This is a genomic window from Silvania hatchlandensis (genome assembly GCF_025564065.1).
Taxonomy (GTDB): Bacteria; Pseudomonadota; Gammaproteobacteria; order Enterobacterales; family Enterobacteriaceae; genus Enterobacter; species Enterobacter hatchlandensis.
This window is the reverse complement of record NZ_JAMGZK010000049.1, coordinates 18387-34602: the sequence shown is the minus strand read 5'-3', so window position 1 is coordinate 34602 and position 16216 is coordinate 18387. Positions and strand designations below refer to the sequence as shown.

Below are 16216 nucleotides of genomic sequence, written 5' to 3'. Positions count from 1 at the left end.
TGGGCATTACTTCTTTTACAGTAAAAAGGGTTTTTGATAGTACCAAAAGGGTCATTATTAAGTAAGCACAAACCATGGCCTTTCAGGTAAACTTGTCTGACAAAGGTCTTATTCACAAGAACAAAGGAGTCGGGATGAGTTCTCAATCCCAGGCCAAATCACCGGAAGCCTTACGCGCAATGGTCGCCGGTACGCTGGCTAATTTTCAGCATCCAACCTTGAAGCATAATCTCACGACGCTGAAAGCGCTGCACCACGTGGCGTGGCTGGATGACACCCTGCATATCGAACTGCAGATGCCGTTTGTCTGGAGCAGCGCGTTTGAGACGCTGAAAGAGCAGTCGAGTGCTGAACTGCTGCGCATCACAGGTGCAAAAGCCATTGACTGGAAGCTGACGCACGCTATCGCCACCCTCAAGCGTGTGAAAAACCACCCGGGCGTAAACGGCGTGAAAAACATTATTGCCATCAGCTCAGGCAAGGGCGGGGTGGGCAAATCATCCACCGCCGTGAACCTGGCGCTGGCGCTGGCCGCCGAAGGGGCAAAGGTCGGTATTCTGGATGCCGACATCTATGGCCCGTCGATCCCCAACATGCTGGGCGCAGAAAACCAACGTCCGACCTCACCTGACGGCACCCATATGGCGCCGATTATGGCCTACGGACTGGCGACCAACTCGATCGGCTATCTGGTGACTGATGATAACGCCATGGTCTGGCGCGGGCCGATGGCCAGCAAAGCGCTGATGCAGATGCTGCAGGAGACGATGTGGCCGGATCTCGATTATCTGGTGCTGGATATGCCGCCGGGTACCGGTGACATTCAGCTGACGCTGGCGCAGAACATCCCGGTTACCGGGGCCGTCGTCGTTACTACGCCGCAGGACATTGCCCTGATCGACGCCAAAAAAGGCATCGTGATGTTCGAAAAAGTGGAGGTGCCGGTGCTGGGCGTGGTCGAAAACATGAGCATGCACATCTGCAGCAAATGTGGTCATCATGAAGCGATCTTTGGCTCCGGCGGCGCAGAGAAGCTGGCGGCGCAGTATCATACCCAACTGCTCGGCCAGATGCCGCTGCATATCACCCTGCGTGAAGATCTGGACAGCGGTAAGCCGACGGTGGTGAACCGTCCTGAGAGTGATTTCACAGAGATGTATCGGCAGCTGGCGGATCGTGTCGCCGCGCAGCTTTACTGGCAGGGTGAGATTATCCCGGGCGATATCGCGTTCCGCGCGGTATAAAACATTCAGGCTGCTCGTTGCGGGCAGCCTGAAGTGCAGTAAAAGCGTCGATTAACGGTGGTAGAAGATATCGCCGTTATACACCTTCATAATTTTGCCATCCGTATTCCCTACCAGGACGTAGTTTTCACCCATATAGGTCCAGTGTGTGCCTTCTGCCGGCGCAGGAAGGTTGCGCAAATTGTACTGTTTAATGGTGTACTCAGGCGTCAGGTACTGTGCCGGGGCGAAATCACCAATCTTAAATTTCGTAAAATCGGCAATAAACTCCTTTTCCTCATAGGCCTGGATGCCCGAGGGTGCCGCTGCGGCCTTCGGTGCTGCAAATGCCGCGCTCGCAACTGACATCACTACGCCCAGAAGTAGTAATTTTGCTTTAGTCATTTTTTCTCCAGATTTACCATGGCTGTTACCTTTGCTCTGCTGTTCCCTCATCGAGCAACAGGCGAGCTATTTTATGTTTTTGCCAACTGGCCCGTTGGCGAAAAAATGTAACAAATCTGTTCATTCAGACGTTCAGTCGCGCAGTGCTGACTATTGATGGTATGAATTCTACGTTATTTATACACGCCTTAATCAATAGTTCCTTTTATAGAATCCTAAATGACTGCCACTGACAAAATAATCAATGTCGAATTGTATTTTTTTTATAGCGTTATGTTTATGATGCGTTTTGAATTATTGATCCTGCTTTTGGTTTCTCCTTTTTTTAATCAATGATCAGGTGGTTATCAGTACGGTGAGTCCTCTGATTTTATCAGGTATTTTTGTAACTGTATAATTATAAATGCATTTTGTTTAATTACTTAATGGCGCTCGCTACGCGTTCCGCGTCGGGATTAATGGAATATTAACGCAATTACCAGAGTTTTATTATTAATGAAAACGACACTCCGCGCAGGTGCCGGTTTTTTTGCAGCGATCTTATTAACCGGCTGCACAATTATTCCCGGACAACATCTAAATACTTCCGGAAAAAATAACGTTGCCGTGGCCGACAACCCGCTGGATCTTAATAAGAAAGTGGATGTCTGGCCGCTGACGCCCTCTGTTATTGAAAAGCTTCGTCCCGTCGGGGCTAAATCTCAGGTAAATCCGAATCTCGATAAAGCATTAGCGCGCTGGGAATACCGCATTGGGCCTGGGGATGTGCTGATGATTACCGTCTGGGATCACCCGGAACTCACCACGCCAGCCGGGCAATACCGCAGCGCCAGCGATACCGGGAACTGGGTCGGCGCAGACGGAACGCTCTTTTATCCCTACGTCGGCAAACTCCACGTTGCGGGTAAAACGTTGGTACAGGTGCGGGAAGAGATCACTGCCCGACTGGATCGGGTGATTGAAAGCCCGCAGGTCGATGTCAGTATCGCCGCATTCCGTTCGCAAAAGGCCTATATCACCGGCGAGGTAAACAAATCGGGTCAGCAGCCCATCACCAATATTCCGCTGACGGTCATGGATGCCATTAATGCGGCAGGTGGCCTCTCGGCTGACGCAGACTGGCGTAACGTGGTGCTCACGCATGACGGCAAAGACTCGCGCATTTCACTGTATGCCCTGATGCAGCATGGCGATCTTACGCAAAACCGGTTGCTGTGGCCGGGGGATATTCTGTTTATTCCGCGTAATGATGCCTTGAAAGTGTTTGTGATGGGTGAAGTGATTAAGCAAAGCACTCTGAAGATGGACCGCAGCGGCATGACGCTGGCCGAAGCGCTTTCCAATGCCGGTGGGTTGAATCAGGACATGGCCGATGCCACCGGTATTTTTGTCATCCGCTCCACCTCTGGCAAAAGCCCTGACGGCAAGATTGCGCAGATCTATCAGCTCAACGCCCGTGATGCCTCCGCTATGGTGCTGGGCACGGAGTTTCAGCTGCAGCCCTACGACATCGTCTACGTTACAACGGCACCGCTGTCACGCTGGAACCGGGTTTTGACTCAGCTTGTACCGACCATCACCGGCGTGCATGACCTGACGGAAACCGTGCGTTTTATTAAGTCCTGGCCTGAATAATGATTCATTCCATTCTGGTTATTTGCACCGGCAATATCTGTCGCTCACCATTGGGAGAGCGTCTTTTACTGCAGCAACTCCCGAGGCTACAGGTGTCATCTGCTGGGATCAGCGCGCTGGTTGGGCACCGGGCGGATCCTCAGGCGCAGAGCGTGGCGATGATGCATGGCATCTCTCTGGTGGGGCATATCGGCCGCCAGCTGACGGCCCAAATGATGCGGCAAAGCGATCTGATCCTCGCCATGGAAGCAGAGCAAATTAATCGTATCTCACTTATCGCACCAGAGGTACGCGGTAAAGCGCTGTTGTTTGGGCAATGGTTGAAGAATCAGGAGATACCTGATCCTTACGGGAAAAGCATGGATGCTTTTGAGTACGTCTTTCGCCAGCTTGGTGAGGCGAGTCAGGAATGGGCTAAAAGACTTAAAGTTAAGGAATGACGGACATGTCGGCAAAAACGATAAATACACAAGGTTGTACTGTAGAAAACCAAGAGCTGGATCTGGCGCGCCTTGTTGGAGAATTCATTGATCATCGCTGGTGTATCATTAGCCTCACGCTAATTTTTGCGCTTTGTGGGGGGATTTACGCATTATTTACTTCGCCGGTGTATATCGCTGATGCGATGGTGCAAATAGAAGATAAGCATCAGAACACTATTCTCAAAACCTTGAATCAGCTCTCACCAGACCTTGCACCGAATTCTTCAGCTGAAATGTATCTTATGAAATCTCGCATGATCCTCGGCGAAACGGTTGAGGCACTGCGCTTACGAGATGAGATAGTCCCGGTCTACTTACCCTTGGTGGGCAAAATCTGGGCCCGCCTGATTGGCCAGCAACCCGATATATTGACCGTTGACGTGTTGACGCTGCCGCCTTCTCAGGGGCAGGTGAAGCCGCTCATCCTCACAGTTCAAAGTGAGGGTCAATACCTGCTGGAAGGAGAAGGCTTTAGCGCGCAGGGAAATGTTGGCGAGTCATTGCATAAAGCGGGTGTCTCAATCAGGGTTCGCGAATTGTCTGCGCCAGCAGGCACGCGTTTTTCGATTACGCAGCGCTCGCTGCTTGAAGCCATCAATGACCTGAGCCGCAATTTTAGCGTGACACAACAGGGCAAAGAGAGCGGGATAATTGGGTTGAGCCTTACTGGTACCGACCCCGAACGCATTGCTCGCACCCTGAACCACATCACACAAAGCTATCTGCAGCAAAACATTGACCGTCAGGCGGCGCAGGATTCTAAGAGTCTTGACTTTCTTCAGCGACAGATGCCGCTAGTGCGTACCGAGCTTGAGGATGCTGAAGAGCGTCTGAATGCCTATCGTAAGAAACGTGATTCGGTTGATTTGACGCTGGAAGCCAAGTCAGTGTTAGAGCAAATCGTTAATGTCGAGAATCAGTTGAATGAGCTGACCTTTCGCGAAGCCGAAATCTCGCAGCACTTTAAAAAAGACCATCCGACGTATCGTGCACTGCGGGAGAAGCGTCTGACCTTAGAAGGCGAGCGGGACAGGCTAGACAAACGCGTCAGTGCGATGCCATCGACACAGCAGGCGATCGTCCGCCTGAGCCGCGATGTGGATTCAGGTCGCGCGGTGTACCTGCAGCTTCTGACACGCCAGCAGGAGTTGAACATCTCGCGCTCCAGCGCCATCGGCAATGTGCGTATTATTGACACGGCGGTGACGCAACCTGCACCCATAAAGCCGCGCAAAGCGCTGATCGTGATGATGATGACGCTGTGTGGACTGTTCGTGTCGATGGGGCTGGTACTGGCAAAGTCGGCGCTGCGACGCGGTATCAACAGTCCGGAGCAACTGGAAAGTGAGGGCATCAACGTCTATGCCACTCTGCCGCGTTCAGAATGGCTGAGCAGAAAAACTCTCTTAAGCGGCAAATACTTCTCCTGGTGCTTTAAGCATAAAACTACCGACGTGCCGTTTTTGCCGGTGGACCGGCCGCTGGATATTTTTGTCGAAGCCATTCGCGGATTACGCACCAGCCTGCATTTTGCCATGATGGATGCACAGAATAATATCTTGATGTTCAGCGGGCCGACGCAGGACTGTGGCAAAACGCTGGTCAGCACGTCGCTGGCGGCGCTGGTGGCGCAGGTTGAACAGCGCGTGCTGTTCATCGATGCCGACATGCGTAAAGGCTATGTGCACAATATTTTTGATCTGAAAAACGACGCGGGTTTATCCGATGTCCTGTCAGGGAAGGTAGAATTCCAGCAGGCCGTCCAGACCTACGCCAGCGGCAAATTCGATGTGGTGACCTGTGGACAATACCCTCCGAATCCTTCTGAACTGCTGATGCATAGCCGTTTTCGCGAGTTTATGCGCTGGGCCAGTGAGCATTACGACATGGTCATTGTGGATACCCCGCCCATTCTTGCCGTCACGGATGCCGCTCTGGTGGGGGGCGTTGCGGCCTCGACTCTGCTGGTTGCCCGCTTTAACGTCACCAGCGTCAGGGAGATGCAGGTCAGCTACCGACGTTTGCAGCAGATGGGGGTCAACATCAAAGGCGCCATTCTGAACGATGTCATGAAATCTGCCGCCAGCTATTACAGCTCCGGTTATGACGCCTACGGTTACTCCGCAGCGCAAAACGAGGGCGCAAAGACAGCAAGACGATAGGATGTACAGGGGAAAAGACCCGGTAGCCGAGCGGCTACCGGGTATAACGACTTATTTAGACAGCAGCTCGAGCGCCGTACGTTCCACCAGCGACAGCAGGACTTTGACATCCTCCAGCGTCACGATTGGGTTCAGCAGGGTCAGCTTCAGGCAGGTAACACCGTTGTGCTCGGTCACGCCAACGTTGGCACGACCCGAATCCAGCAGCGCATCACCAATCTTCTGGTTGAGCAGCGCAATGGCCGCGTCATCCAGCTGTTGCTCAGGACGGAAGCGGAACAGCACACTCGCCAGCTGCGGTGGCATCACCAGTTCCAGCAGCGGTTGCTCGGTCACGTATGCGGCAACCTGCTGGGCCATGGTCACGCCATGATCGATGATCTCAGCGTATTTCTTCTCACCCAGCGCTTCCAGGCTCATCCACAGCTTCAGCGCGTCGAAACGACGGGTTGTCTGCAGGGATTTGGATACCAGGTTCGGCACGCCCGCCTCTTCGTCGAACTCGGAGTTCAGGTACGCCGCCTGATAACGCATCAGCTCATAGTGACGCGCTTCTTTCAGCAGGAACGCCCCGCAGCTGATGGTCTGGAAGAACTGCTTGTGGAAGTCCAGGGTAACGGAATCCACCAGCTCGATGCCGTCCAGGTAATCGCGATACTTCTCGGACATCAGCAGCGCGCCGCCCCAGGCCGCATCCACGTGAACCCAGATATTCTGCTTCGCCGCCAGTTCTGCAATTGCACGCAGCGGATCGATAGCACCCGCATCCGTGGTGCCTGCCGTGGCAACAATCGCCAGGATCTGCTCACCGTTGGCGTTGCACTGGTCAATCTTCGCCGCCAGATCGTTAAGATCCATACGCGAACATTCGTCCGTTTTCACCTGGATGACAGACTGGTAGCCCAGACCCATCAGCGCCATGTTCTTCTGCACGGAGAAGTGAGCGCTGTCAGAGCACAGAACGCGAATTTTACGCAGATCGCCCACCAGACCATCCTGCTGGACCGAGTGGCCAAGACGCGCAAAGAACGCATCGCGTGCCAGCATCAGACCCATCATGTTGCTCTGGGTGCCGCCGCTGGTGAACACGCCCGCATCGCCAGCCTGATAACCCAGGCGGGTACGAAGCCATTCAATCAGTTTGATCTCGATAATGGTCGCTGACGGGCTTTGATCCCAGGAATCCATGCTCTGGTTAGTGGCGTTGATCATCACTTCCGCCGCCTGGCTTACCACCAGGCTTGGGCAGTGAAGATGCGCTACGCACTGCGGATGATGCACCGCCAGGCTGTCTTTCAGGAAATATTCAACGGCACGCGCAATCGCGGTTTCGTTGCCCAGCCCTTCCGGGCTGAAATCCAGGTTGATACGTTCGCGCAGCTCGGCGACCGTTTTACCCTGGTACATTTCCGGCTGTTTCAGCCACTGCATGACCGCCTGGGTGCTCTGCTCGATAGCCTGCTGATAGGCTTCAATGCTTTGCGCCGATGACGACAAAATCGGGTTTAAATCTGACATCTTATGCTTCGTCTCCGGTTCGGTTAGGCTGGGCGAACGCCCGCAGCAAGCAGTGCCTGCTCAAATTTGTCCAGGAACACGTTCAGTTCCTTGTCGCTTATCAGCAGGGAAGGCAGCAGACGAACAACGTTGCCGTTACGACCACCACGTTCCAGAATCAGACCAGCTTCGAAGCATTTCTTCTGGATCAGTGCAGAGAGATCACCATCGCCCGGGAAGCAGCCCATGTGGTCTGCCGCTTCGTGCGGTTTCACGATCTCAATACCGATCATCAGGCCCAGACCGCGCACGTGACCAATAACCGGATAGCGTTTCTGCAGCTCCACCAGTTTTGCTTTCAGCCACTCGCCCTGGGCGGCAACTTTATCAGCAACATTCTGCTCTTTGAGGATCTGCAGGGTAGTCAGGCCAGTGGCCATCGCCAGCTGGTTGCCACGGAAGGTGCCGGTATGGTGACCCGGAGACCAGGCATCGAACTGCTTTTTGATACCGAGCACGGCCAGCGGCAGACCACCACCCACAGCTTTAGACATCACAACGATGTCAGGCTGGATACCTGCGTGTTCGAAGGCGAAGAACTTACCAGTACGGGCAAAGCCCGCCTGCACTTCGTCGAGAATCAACAGAATGCCGTTTTCTTCAGTCACTTTACGAATACGCTGCAGCCACTCAACCGGAGCCGGGTTCACGCCGCCTTCGCCCTGAACCGCTTCCAGAATAACGGCAGCCGGTTTACGCACGCCGCTTTCAACGTCGTTGATCAGGTTTTCGAAGTAGTAGCTCAGGGCTTTAACGCCCGCTTCACCGCCGATACCCAGCGGGCAGCGGTACTGGTGCGGGTAAGGCATAAACTGCACTTCCGGCATCATGCCGTCGACCGCTTCTTTCGGAGACAGGTTGCCGGTCACGGACAGTGCGCCGTGCGTCATTCCGTGATACGCGCCGGAGAAGCTGATAATGCCGCTGCGGCCGGTGACTTTTTTCGCCAGCTTCAGTGCGGCTTCAACCGCATCCGCGCCGGAAGGGCCGGTAAACTGCAGGCAGTACTCTTTGCCCTGACCAGGCAGAACGGAGAGCAGGTATTCTGAAAACGCGTCTTTCAACGGCGTAGTCAGATCCAGGGTATGTAACGGCAAGCCGCTGGTAATGACACTTTGGATGCTTTTCAGCACATCAGGATGGTTATGACCCAATGCCAGCGTTCCCGCTCCGGCAAGGCAATCAAGATACTCTTTGTTATCCGCATCAGTGATCCACACGCCGTCCGCCTTAGTAATCGCTAAAGGCAGTTTGCGTGGGTAACTTCTGACGTTGGATTCCATTTCGGCCTGACGGGCCAGATAGGTTTCGTTGGTTTTGAAAGAAGAGGCATTCAAAGAATCAATACGGACTTTATCCGTCATCATATCACTCCTACAACCGCGGCTCATCGATGGCCACGATTGAACAATTAAAAGAAAAATGAGAAGGGCATCAAAAATTCGCGGCCAATATAGAGCCTTTTTGCGTGGGGCTCAATGGTTAATTGTTTATCGTTTTGTTACGCGTTCGCAATTGACGCGCGCAGGCCGTTAACCCGCATGGCGACTACGGTTTACCCGCGGGCGCTCAGGCTAAAAAAGTGGGGCAATTCCGGGCAAAAAAATACCCTCACCAGCGCGATGGCGGGCAAGGGTTTTTGGACGCCGTAAACTTACTTTTTAGTCTTTGTTGCCGCTTGCGCATTCTCTAACGCCTGCTTTTCAGCTGCCGCATTGATCGTGGCCTGACGGTTCTGATCGGCGATATAGCACGCATCGCGGCTTACGCCTTTTGCTTCGCAGTCTGCTAAGCGTTGCTCCTGAGAGACACAGCCTGAGAGAAGCGCTGCCACAATACCTGCTAATACAATCTTGTTCATAGATTAACCTTAAGTGAGCTGAGAACGCGTCGGCATGACGGTCTTGTTTCTATAGAAGTAACGGATTGCTAACGCGAGGGTACTATCGCGAAAGGGCAGGCTAAACAGCTTGATGCAGATCACACTTAGCACGAATAGCTAAAAAGATGAGAGTTATCTGTAGAGGGAGTGGCGAGAACGATACTCCCTCTACAAAAGGTATTTTAACTGCCCGCCTCGTTATTCTTACGCCACGCGGGGATAGTATTAAGCAGATAATGGCGAAGCGTTCAGCGCTTTGGGGTTAGAGCTCAGGCAGATTGCTCGTCTCTCGCTCCACGCGCTGAATAATATCCAAATCCCACTGCATGAGAAAAACGGAGGTATCACTAAGCGTTATTTACATATGTTTCCCTTATCCTCAGTTTCTTATGTGATTGATGGTCTGGATTGGGAGTAAACGGTTAGAATGAGAAGAAGCCAAATAAAAGTATATTTGGCTTCTATTTGTTATGCTTATTCAATGAAGTAGTAGATTATAATGGTTGCAACAAAAAATATGAGAGATATTAGATATAATGTGAACTTAATCTTCAACCATGAAATCATTTCTTTGGGTTGATTTCTAATGAAATCATAATGGTCTGGGTTCATATTCCTGACTGCGAAACTTCCCTTTTTTACAACGAAAGGAAATATAAAATAAAAATCCTTTTGCATTGATAAAAATACCCCTCCTGCTTGAGCAAGGGTTATACCTGCTGGTAAATAGCCAAAATGGTTCTTAAGGCATCGCATAGCTTATTATGCTGCTTATTTTTCAACACTGAGTAACCAATCGAAATGAATCCAAAAAGGATACATATAAATGTGCACATAGCAGGAATAACATTCATTACATACTGGCCGTTGTTCAATGAATATCTTTAATGAAAAGAGAAAAAATAATGTAATCTGTTATTAATGTAACGACTCCAAAAATAAGAAGCAAAAATTTTATCTTTATCCATGATGTTTTATTTTTAGGTTGCTCACGAGTAAATATATATAAATCTTTGTTTATATTCCTAACGAAAAAACTGTCATCTTTGAACGTTAAGGCAAGTAAAAAATGAATATCTTTCTGAAATGTAAATAAAGCTCCCCCCTTTTCATATGCTGCAATATCAGTATGGTAGTAACCAAATCTTTCAAGGAACTCGTTACATAACATTTTATGTTGCTTTTCTTTCATTGCAGAATATATAAATGCAATGAAAATAGCCAGTATTCCTACTGGTGTTAAGATCATAAAAAGGGTGTGCATATTATTTACCTACCGCTTCATATATCGATTCACCAAAAATTTGACCTAACTCCGACCCACCCTCACCTAACAAATAGCCGCCGCCCGTACCAAGTATTACACCGCAAGCCAATGCACCTGCACCACCGACTTCTACTGTTACACCACCTAAGATTAAAGTACAGATCCCCATGCCTATTGCCCCACCTGCATAACCACCAGCAAGGCTACCAGCGAAGCTACCGATCTCTGTATACTTTTTCTTCGTACATTCAGTTTCGCGACCAGTTGAACAAGCCTCATTTATCTCATTGATTGAGTGAACCGCACTAAACGCTATTCCAACATAGCCAGTATAGCGCATTGCTTTAACATATTTAGCTGCACGCTCAATGTGCGTTGCGTATCCTTCAATATCACTGATCCCAGTCTCATTCCATTTGTATATTATTGAACGGGTAGACAAACCGAGCGCATTTTTGATTTTATTATAATCTCCAAACTTCATCGCTTTATTCAGGAAGCCAACTTTGAGCACTCGGTCAAGTTCGTTAAAAAGTTGAGTGCGCCTCACATAGAATTGTTCACCGATCAATGCGCCTCGCGTCATGTACGTATTTTTATATGTCGCCTGGATCTCTTTGAGAATTCGTTCAATATTCTCAAAGTATTTCCCAACCGGATCGGCTGCAAGCCCAATGCCTTTATCCGCAATGTTAGAAAAATGGGCAATGGTGGCGTAATGCTTGTGCAGGAAGTTAGCTTCTTTATGTGTCAGCGGCTCAAGGGCTGCATCAACCCTGGCTTTTGCTTTTTTCATGTGGGCGATCTGCTCGTCGTCCTGCTTTTCAGGATCAACGATAAGCATAATAGAACCGGCTTTATAGCTTTGGTCTGCACCGTTCAGCGTAGCAAATAGCGCTTTGGCTCCTGCCGGTGGGTTTTCAGTGAACAGCAGACGTTGCCAGGCTTCTGTCGTACCGCCATAGGGGAGAACAGCGAAACCTGCATCTATGCCCGTTTTTTTCTTATTCGCTGTCTGTGCGTGCTGTTCAGGTTCAGGTTCAGGCTCTGAGTAAACTTCTGGAGCGAGTGAGGCGGATAGTGGAGCCACAGTCGCTGAGCCTGCGTTTCCGAATGCCTGTGGTTCTTCTTTTTCATACATGGGGTAAGCATTTGAGGGGCGTATTTTTGCCTTACAGGGGCATGAAATGTAGCTATCAAGTGACCCTGCTACACATCTGTTATCTGCACCATCCGTAAAAATTGAGATCCCGCCAATAATCTTGTACGTGTTGCCGTCTTTGCCACAGGTTACAGGGTCGCCTTCTTTTGCTATCGGTTTACCGAAAGCAATACCCAGCGCTGAGCCTACGACTATTCTTCCTCCGCATGTTGTTCTGTCCCCCTGGCAAAGCACAATCCGTGTCGCCATAAATCCATCTACTTAATGTGGAAATAATTACCGTGGTCATTTTACAAACAATAACCCCATGCGCAACAAGTATCAGACCCGGAGAAACTTCGTTTCGTAACAATCAGTAAGGGAGTTCGGATGAACTGCTTGCACCTGTCGGCGTATAGATGGCGTTGACCTGCTTCCAGAATTCGGTACACCGAGAAAATGTGATAACCAGAAGGGCAGGGCTTGCACCAGCAAGCCGCTTCCCCTAATCTGGCGGGCGTAAAAAGATTTAACTTACATGACTCGGGGTGCCCTTCCTTGTGAAGGCTGAGAAATACCCGTACCACCTGATCTGGATAATGCCAGCGTAGGGGGCCGAAATTCGGCCTACTTATCATTGGATTACATTTCTTTTTGTCCGTGCGTAATGCACTTGAGGTACAAAAAGGGCTTATCCATGAGGTTAAAATCACTTCCGTACACCTTCAAGAGGTACGGTAACTACTACATTCAGATCCGCTTATCTGATGGGCGGTCATACAAAAAATCACTTTCTACAGACAGTTATCGCGAAGCATCTGCTTTGATGATTAGCATCATTCCGCACATTCCTTTTCTTTAATCATTAGCTACGCCGATCCCTGTGTTCGAAGCGTTTTTATCAAATCTGATTACGTTAGAACGCAAGGCTGCAAGAAATCCACTTTTAGCCCAACAACAGCAGATAATTGTTCCTACTGGAATAATGGATTCTCAAGCGCCAGCCGAACCGGAAAAAGTGCTAACCCTTTCTGATGCGTGGGCTATGTACAAAGCCGAAAAAGGGCGCAACTGGACGAAATCGATCTCAATGGCAAATGAGCGCTACATGGAAGTGCTGCTAACTGTCTTGGGAGGGGAAACTGATGTAACGGTAATCACCAAACAGGACATTAAGCAGGTAATGGAAGTCGTTGAAAATCTGCCTAAGCGTGTTGTTCAGCCTTACCGCTCAATGTCCATTCAGCAAATGATAGAATGTGATGACGTGCCACCGGATGAGCTGGTGGGTGTTGAGGCCATCCATAAGCATCTCAAGATCTACAAATCACTGTTCAAAACTTTTCTTACCGAGGGCAAAGACATTCTGCCTAAATCGCCAACTGATGGCGTAGTGGCTGCGCCATCAAAAGCAAGATTTGGCGCATACAGCACGGCGGAGATGAAAAAGTTTGTTGGATGGGCGCTTAAGCAGCCTGATAACTGGCAAAAATGGATCACGTTATTATTGGCATACACGGGGGCGAGAAGAGGCGAGATAGGCAAACTGGAGAAGTCACAAATTAAATTCGACGAAGATAGCAAGCGCTACTATTTCCTGATTGCCGAAGGAGGCCAAGGGAAGACGGAGAATGCTACAAGACAGGTAGTTATTCATCCCAAGCTGATCGAATGGGGATTCATGGAATACGTTGATCGCCAGTGGAAAGAGCGGATCTTCTCAGAAGTGGCGGGTACAAACATGACTAAGATCGGCAAGGTGTTTGCTGACCTACGAGATCAGCTTGGTATCCCGTATCTGGATGATTACGGACAACGGCGGTTACTGCATTCGATCCGCCACAGCGTCTGTTCATCTGCTATGGCTGGTTGGGTGAAAAACATTCTGCACCTACAGCAAACCGTAGGTCACGAGAAAAGCGGAGGGATCACTAAACGCTATTTGCATACGTTTCCCTTATCCTCAGTTTCTTATGTAATTGATGGTATTGATTGGGAGTGAATAAAATAGCCAAGTTTTTCGCTTGGCTATTTATTTTACTTCCGTTAAATGAATGTTGGTAAATAGAAAGCTGATAACATCATGAATAGAAAAATAATACCGACGACAGAAAACCGCACTTTTACACGTAACCAATCGGTGTACTGATTAGGAAGTTCTTTAATGAATCGGATTTGCTCATTATCCATTCCTCGTGTATGGAATGAGTTCTCTTTAAAGTATAATGCTTTAATAAAGAATGCATCACGCATAAACGAGAAAAAGAATCCCCCATCCTGATAAATTAAAACTTCTGCTGGTCTTGCTCCAAATTTATCGACAAATAGCGAGCAAAGAGTCATGAACTTTCTCTTGGCTAATTTGTCATGAATCACGTAAGAAACATAATTAATTATTCCGAGAATCAAAAAGATCCCAGCGATTTCAACTCGATGTATCGTCAGAAAATTAATTGCCGACAATGTCATACAACTGTTCTCCGCCTAATTCCCCAACAGCACTTCCCACTGTGCTACCAGCGTACCCTAAACCAACACCTGCAATAACGGTACAAACAAGCCCGCCAACACCAGCAGTACCAACGCCTATTGTGACGCATAATGGTATAGCCCCGCCACCAGCGAGAACACCGCCACCTGTACCCAAAGCAAAACTACCTATCTCAGTATACTTTTTCTTGGTACATTCAGCTTCGCGACCAACAGAACATGCCTCATGGATTTCGTTAAGAGAATGGAGTCCGCTAAAACCAATGCCTAAATAACCAGTGTAACGCATTGCTTTTACGTATTTAGCTGCCCGTTCGATGTGGGTAGCATAACCTTCAATGTCACTGATCCCCGTTTCATTCCATTTGTGGGTAATAGAACTACTGGACAGGCCGAGTGCATTTTTTATTTTGGTATACTCTCCGAATTTCATAGCCTTATTCAGGAAGTTGACTTTGAGTATGGATTCAAGCTCTTTAAACAACTGGCTGCGTCGTACATAAAATTGTTCACCAATTAATGCACCACGTGTTAAGTAGGTGTTTTTATATGTTTCCTGGATCTCTTTGAGTATTTTTTCGATACTCTCGAAGTATTTTCCAACAGGATCAGCAGCAAGGCCAATTCCTGTATCAGCGTAGCTGGTGAAATTAGCTATGGTAGCGTAGTGTTTGTGCAGTAAGTTAGCTTCCTCATGCGTCAATGGGGCCAATGCTGCATCGACTCGCGCTTTCGCGGCTTTCATGTGGGCGATCTGTTCGCTGTCCTGCTTATCAGGATCAACCAGAAGCATGATAGAACCAGCTTTATAGCTTTTGTCTGCACCGTTCAGCGTAGCAAATAGCTCCTTTGCTCCGGCTGGTGGGTTTTCGGTGAATAGCAGACGTTGCCAGGCTTCTGTTGTTCCGCCGTAGGGGAGAACGGCGAAACCTGCGTCAATGCCTGTTTTCTTTTTCGCGGTTTGGGCGTGTTGTTCCGGTTCCTGCTGAGCTTGTTGCACCAGAGGTACGGCAGCAACTGCTGATTTAGCGCTCATCATTCCCGGATGACGTTCCCCAGTGAAGCCGGACATGGCGATCACAAAGTTATCTTTGCATTGACATAAAACCAGATCTCCATCACCCGCGATGAAACCTGCTTCGAGGAGTCCGGTATAGGTTGCATTAATTTCAAAAGCACCTTTGCAAACATCACACCATGCTTTATCACCAGCTCTCACCAATGGATTATGATCTTCATCAAAAATAGTTGATGAGGCAGAAACGATGTGCCCATACCTCGTTTTATTACCCAGCTTTGCAAGTGTTCTTTGCGTTACCATCAGTGATCCCTCAGTGAGCAGTTTCTGCTGCCAACATTTTGTCTACTTCAAAGTTATCAACAAGAAATCCCTTTGCTGCTGGAATGCCACGGCGTAGAACCAGTATTCCCGTTCCTTGAGGGGTACTTATTATTTCATCTCCATTGCTGAGACGACTGCCGACAAGAGCTACGCTAAGACCTGCGTTATTATGTGCTGCCTCTCCTGCACCACTGATTATTGTCGCTTCCGTACCATCGGGATAAACGACAGTATCCTGAGTTTGAGCTACCCGGAGTTTTTGACCTGTGCTGATCTCTACTTACGAAGTGGCAGTTGCGGTTTTGAGTATTCCGCCATCACGAGTCAGACTTCCTTCAACCGCGATGCGGTAGATCTCGATCACTGGATGCTGTTTGAGTTCGGTTTGCTGTTTGGCAATGAGTTCCTGCCATTCTTGGCTCATTCCGGCTACTTGGTCATCACTGAACGCTGGTTTATCAAAAGATGCCAGAATTTCAGGCGTGATCTCGTTGGTGTATTGCTGCATAAGTCCCTCTGCTTGTTATGGAAATAATCACGATGGTCATTTTACAAACAATCACCACATGCACAACAAGTATTAGACTTAAGCGAAACTTCGTTTCGTAACAGAAAGTTATCCGGTAAAGT

At 49.3% G+C, this 16216-nt stretch carries 13 protein-coding genes, 1 pseudogene and 1 riboswitch; of the genes and pseudogenes, 5 read left to right on the top strand and 9 right to left on the bottom strand.

Annotated features, from left to right (window positions below; translation table 11 throughout):
* The first annotated feature begins 134 nt into the window (after positions 1-134).
* Positions 135-1244 (top strand): iron-sulfur cluster carrier protein ApbC, encoded by a 1110-nt coding sequence (apbC, locus tag M8014_RS12280; RefSeq protein ID WP_271282720.1) that lies wholly within the window; start codon positions 135-137, stop codon positions 1242-1244.
* Positions 1245-1295: 51 nt separating this feature from the next.
* Here apbC and M8014_RS12275 read toward each other — a convergent pair whose 3' ends face one another.
* A complete protein-coding gene (locus tag M8014_RS12275; RefSeq protein WP_271282719.1) occupies positions 1296-1628 on the bottom strand; it encodes an RcnB family protein in 333 nt (110 codons plus the stop codon).
* Between the two features lie 495 nt (positions 1629-2123).
* Between M8014_RS12275 and M8014_RS12270 the strand changes: the two genes are divergently transcribed.
* From M8014_RS12270 to M8014_RS12260, 3 genes are read left to right on the top strand one after another with little or no spacing between them, the layout of a single operon-like run.
* Complete coding sequence (locus tag M8014_RS12270; protein WP_271282718.1) at positions 2124-3263, top strand: polysaccharide export protein; 1140 nt, start codon at positions 2124-2126, stop codon at positions 3261-3263.
* The gene (locus M8014_RS12265) at positions 3263-3703 is read left to right on the top strand and encodes an arsenate reductase/protein-tyrosine-phosphatase family protein (protein ID WP_271282717.1); all 441 of its coding nucleotides are present in this window, start codon (positions 3263-3265) and stop codon (positions 3701-3703) included. The genes M8014_RS12270 and M8014_RS12265 overlap by 1 nt, the downstream gene beginning before the upstream one ends.
* A 5-nt stretch (positions 3704-3708) precedes the next feature.
* Positions 3709-5907: a polysaccharide biosynthesis tyrosine autokinase gene (locus tag M8014_RS12260; protein ID WP_271282716.1), complete on the top strand. Its 2199-nt coding sequence runs from the start codon at positions 3709-3711 to the stop codon at positions 5905-5907.
* Between the two features lie 51 nt (positions 5908-5958).
* On the opposite strand, the gene M8014_RS12255 is transcribed toward M8014_RS12260, so the two are convergent.
* The 5 genes and pseudogenes from M8014_RS12255 to M8014_RS12235 form a co-directional block, all read right to left on the bottom strand.
* Entirely contained in the window at positions 5959-7425 is a 1467-nt protein-coding gene (locus tag M8014_RS12255) for a pyridoxal phosphate-dependent decarboxylase family protein (protein ID WP_271282715.1), read from the bottom strand.
* 23 nt (positions 7426-7448) lie between these two features.
* Complete coding sequence (locus M8014_RS12250; RefSeq protein ID WP_271282714.1) at positions 7449-8831, bottom strand: diaminobutyrate--2-oxoglutarate transaminase; 1383 nt, start codon at positions 8829-8831, stop codon at positions 7449-7451.
* 299 nt (positions 8832-9130) lie between these two features.
* A pseudogene (locus M8014_RS12245) lies at positions 9131-9325 on the bottom strand (hypothetical protein); the annotation flags it as partial.
* 892 nt (positions 9326-10217) lie between these two features.
* Positions 10218-10610, bottom strand: a complete 393-nt coding sequence (locus tag M8014_RS12240) for a hypothetical protein (RefSeq protein WP_271282712.1) — start codon at positions 10608-10610, stop codon at positions 10218-10220.
* 1 nt (position 10611) lies between these two features.
* Entirely contained in the window at positions 10612-12024 is a 1413-nt protein-coding gene (locus M8014_RS12235) for a PAAR domain-containing protein (protein ID WP_271282711.1), read from the bottom strand.
* 264 nt (positions 12025-12288) lie between these two features.
* Positions 12289-12384, top strand: a riboswitch (TPP riboswitch).
* Positions 12385-12637: 253 nt separating this feature from the next.
* Between M8014_RS12235 and M8014_RS12230 the strand changes: the two genes are divergently transcribed.
* Positions 12638-13756 carry a tyrosine-type recombinase/integrase gene (locus M8014_RS12230; RefSeq protein WP_418939608.1) on the top strand — a complete coding sequence of 373 codons (1119 nt, stop codon included), beginning with the start codon at positions 12638-12640 and terminating at the stop codon, positions 13754-13756.
* Between the two features lie 44 nt (positions 13757-13800).
* Here M8014_RS12230 and M8014_RS12225 read toward each other — a convergent pair whose 3' ends face one another.
* The 3 genes from M8014_RS12225 to M8014_RS12215 all read right to left on the bottom strand — a co-directional run bounded on the left by M8014_RS12225 (position 13801) and on the right by M8014_RS12215 (position 16094).
* On the bottom strand, positions 13801-14223 hold the full coding sequence (locus tag M8014_RS12225) for a hypothetical protein (RefSeq protein WP_271282710.1): 423 nt from the start codon (positions 14221-14223) through the stop codon (positions 13801-13803).
* Positions 14204-15565 (bottom strand): PAAR domain-containing protein, encoded by a 1362-nt coding sequence (locus M8014_RS12220; protein ID WP_271282709.1) that lies wholly within the window; start codon positions 15563-15565, stop codon positions 14204-14206. The genes M8014_RS12225 and M8014_RS12220 overlap by 20 nt, the downstream gene beginning before the upstream one ends.
* A gap of 301 nt (positions 15566-15866) precedes the next feature.
* Positions 15867-16094 carry a hypothetical protein gene (locus M8014_RS12215; protein ID WP_271282708.1) on the bottom strand — a complete coding sequence of 76 codons (228 nt, stop codon included), beginning with the start codon at positions 16092-16094 and terminating at the stop codon, positions 15867-15869.
* Positions 16095-16216 lie beyond the last annotated feature (122 nt).

Coding starts and splice junctions, on each gene's coding strand:
- M8014_RS12255 (WP_271282715.1), bottom strand. CDS start 7,425: ATGTCAGATTTAAACCCGATTTTGTCGTCATCGGCGCAAAGCATTGAA.
- M8014_RS12270 (WP_271282718.1), top strand. CDS start 2,124: ATGAAAACGACACTCCGCGCAGGTGCCGGTTTTTTTGCAGCGATCTTA.
- M8014_RS12240 (WP_271282712.1), bottom strand. CDS start 10,610: ATGCACACCCTTTTTATGATCTTAACACCAGTAGGAATACTGGCTATT.
- M8014_RS12215 (WP_271282708.1), bottom strand. CDS start 16,094: ATGCAGCAATACACCAACGAGATCACGCCTGAAATTCTGGCATCTTTT.
- M8014_RS12260 (WP_271282716.1), top strand. CDS start 3,709: ATGTCGGCAAAAACGATAAATACACAAGGTTGTACTGTAGAAAACCAA.
- M8014_RS12275 (WP_271282719.1), bottom strand. CDS start 1,628: ATGACTAAAGCAAAATTACTACTTCTGGGCGTAGTGATGTCAGTTGCG.
- apbC (WP_271282720.1), top strand. CDS start 135: ATGAGTTCTCAATCCCAGGCCAAATCACCGGAAGCCTTACGCGCAATG.
- M8014_RS12265 (WP_271282717.1), top strand. CDS start 3,263: ATGATTCATTCCATTCTGGTTATTTGCACCGGCAATATCTGTCGCTCA.
- M8014_RS12225 (WP_271282710.1), bottom strand. CDS start 14,223: ATGACATTGTCGGCAATTAATTTTCTGACGATACATCGAGTTGAAATC.
- M8014_RS12235 (WP_271282711.1), bottom strand. CDS start 12,024: ATGGCGACACGGATTGTGCTTTGCCAGGGGGACAGAACAACATGCGGA.
- M8014_RS12250 (WP_271282714.1), bottom strand. CDS start 8,831: ATGATGACGGATAAAGTCCGTATTGATTCTTTGAATGCCTCTTCTTTC.
- M8014_RS12220 (WP_271282709.1), bottom strand. CDS start 15,565: ATGGTAACGCAAAGAACACTTGCAAAGCTGGGTAATAAAACGAGGTAT.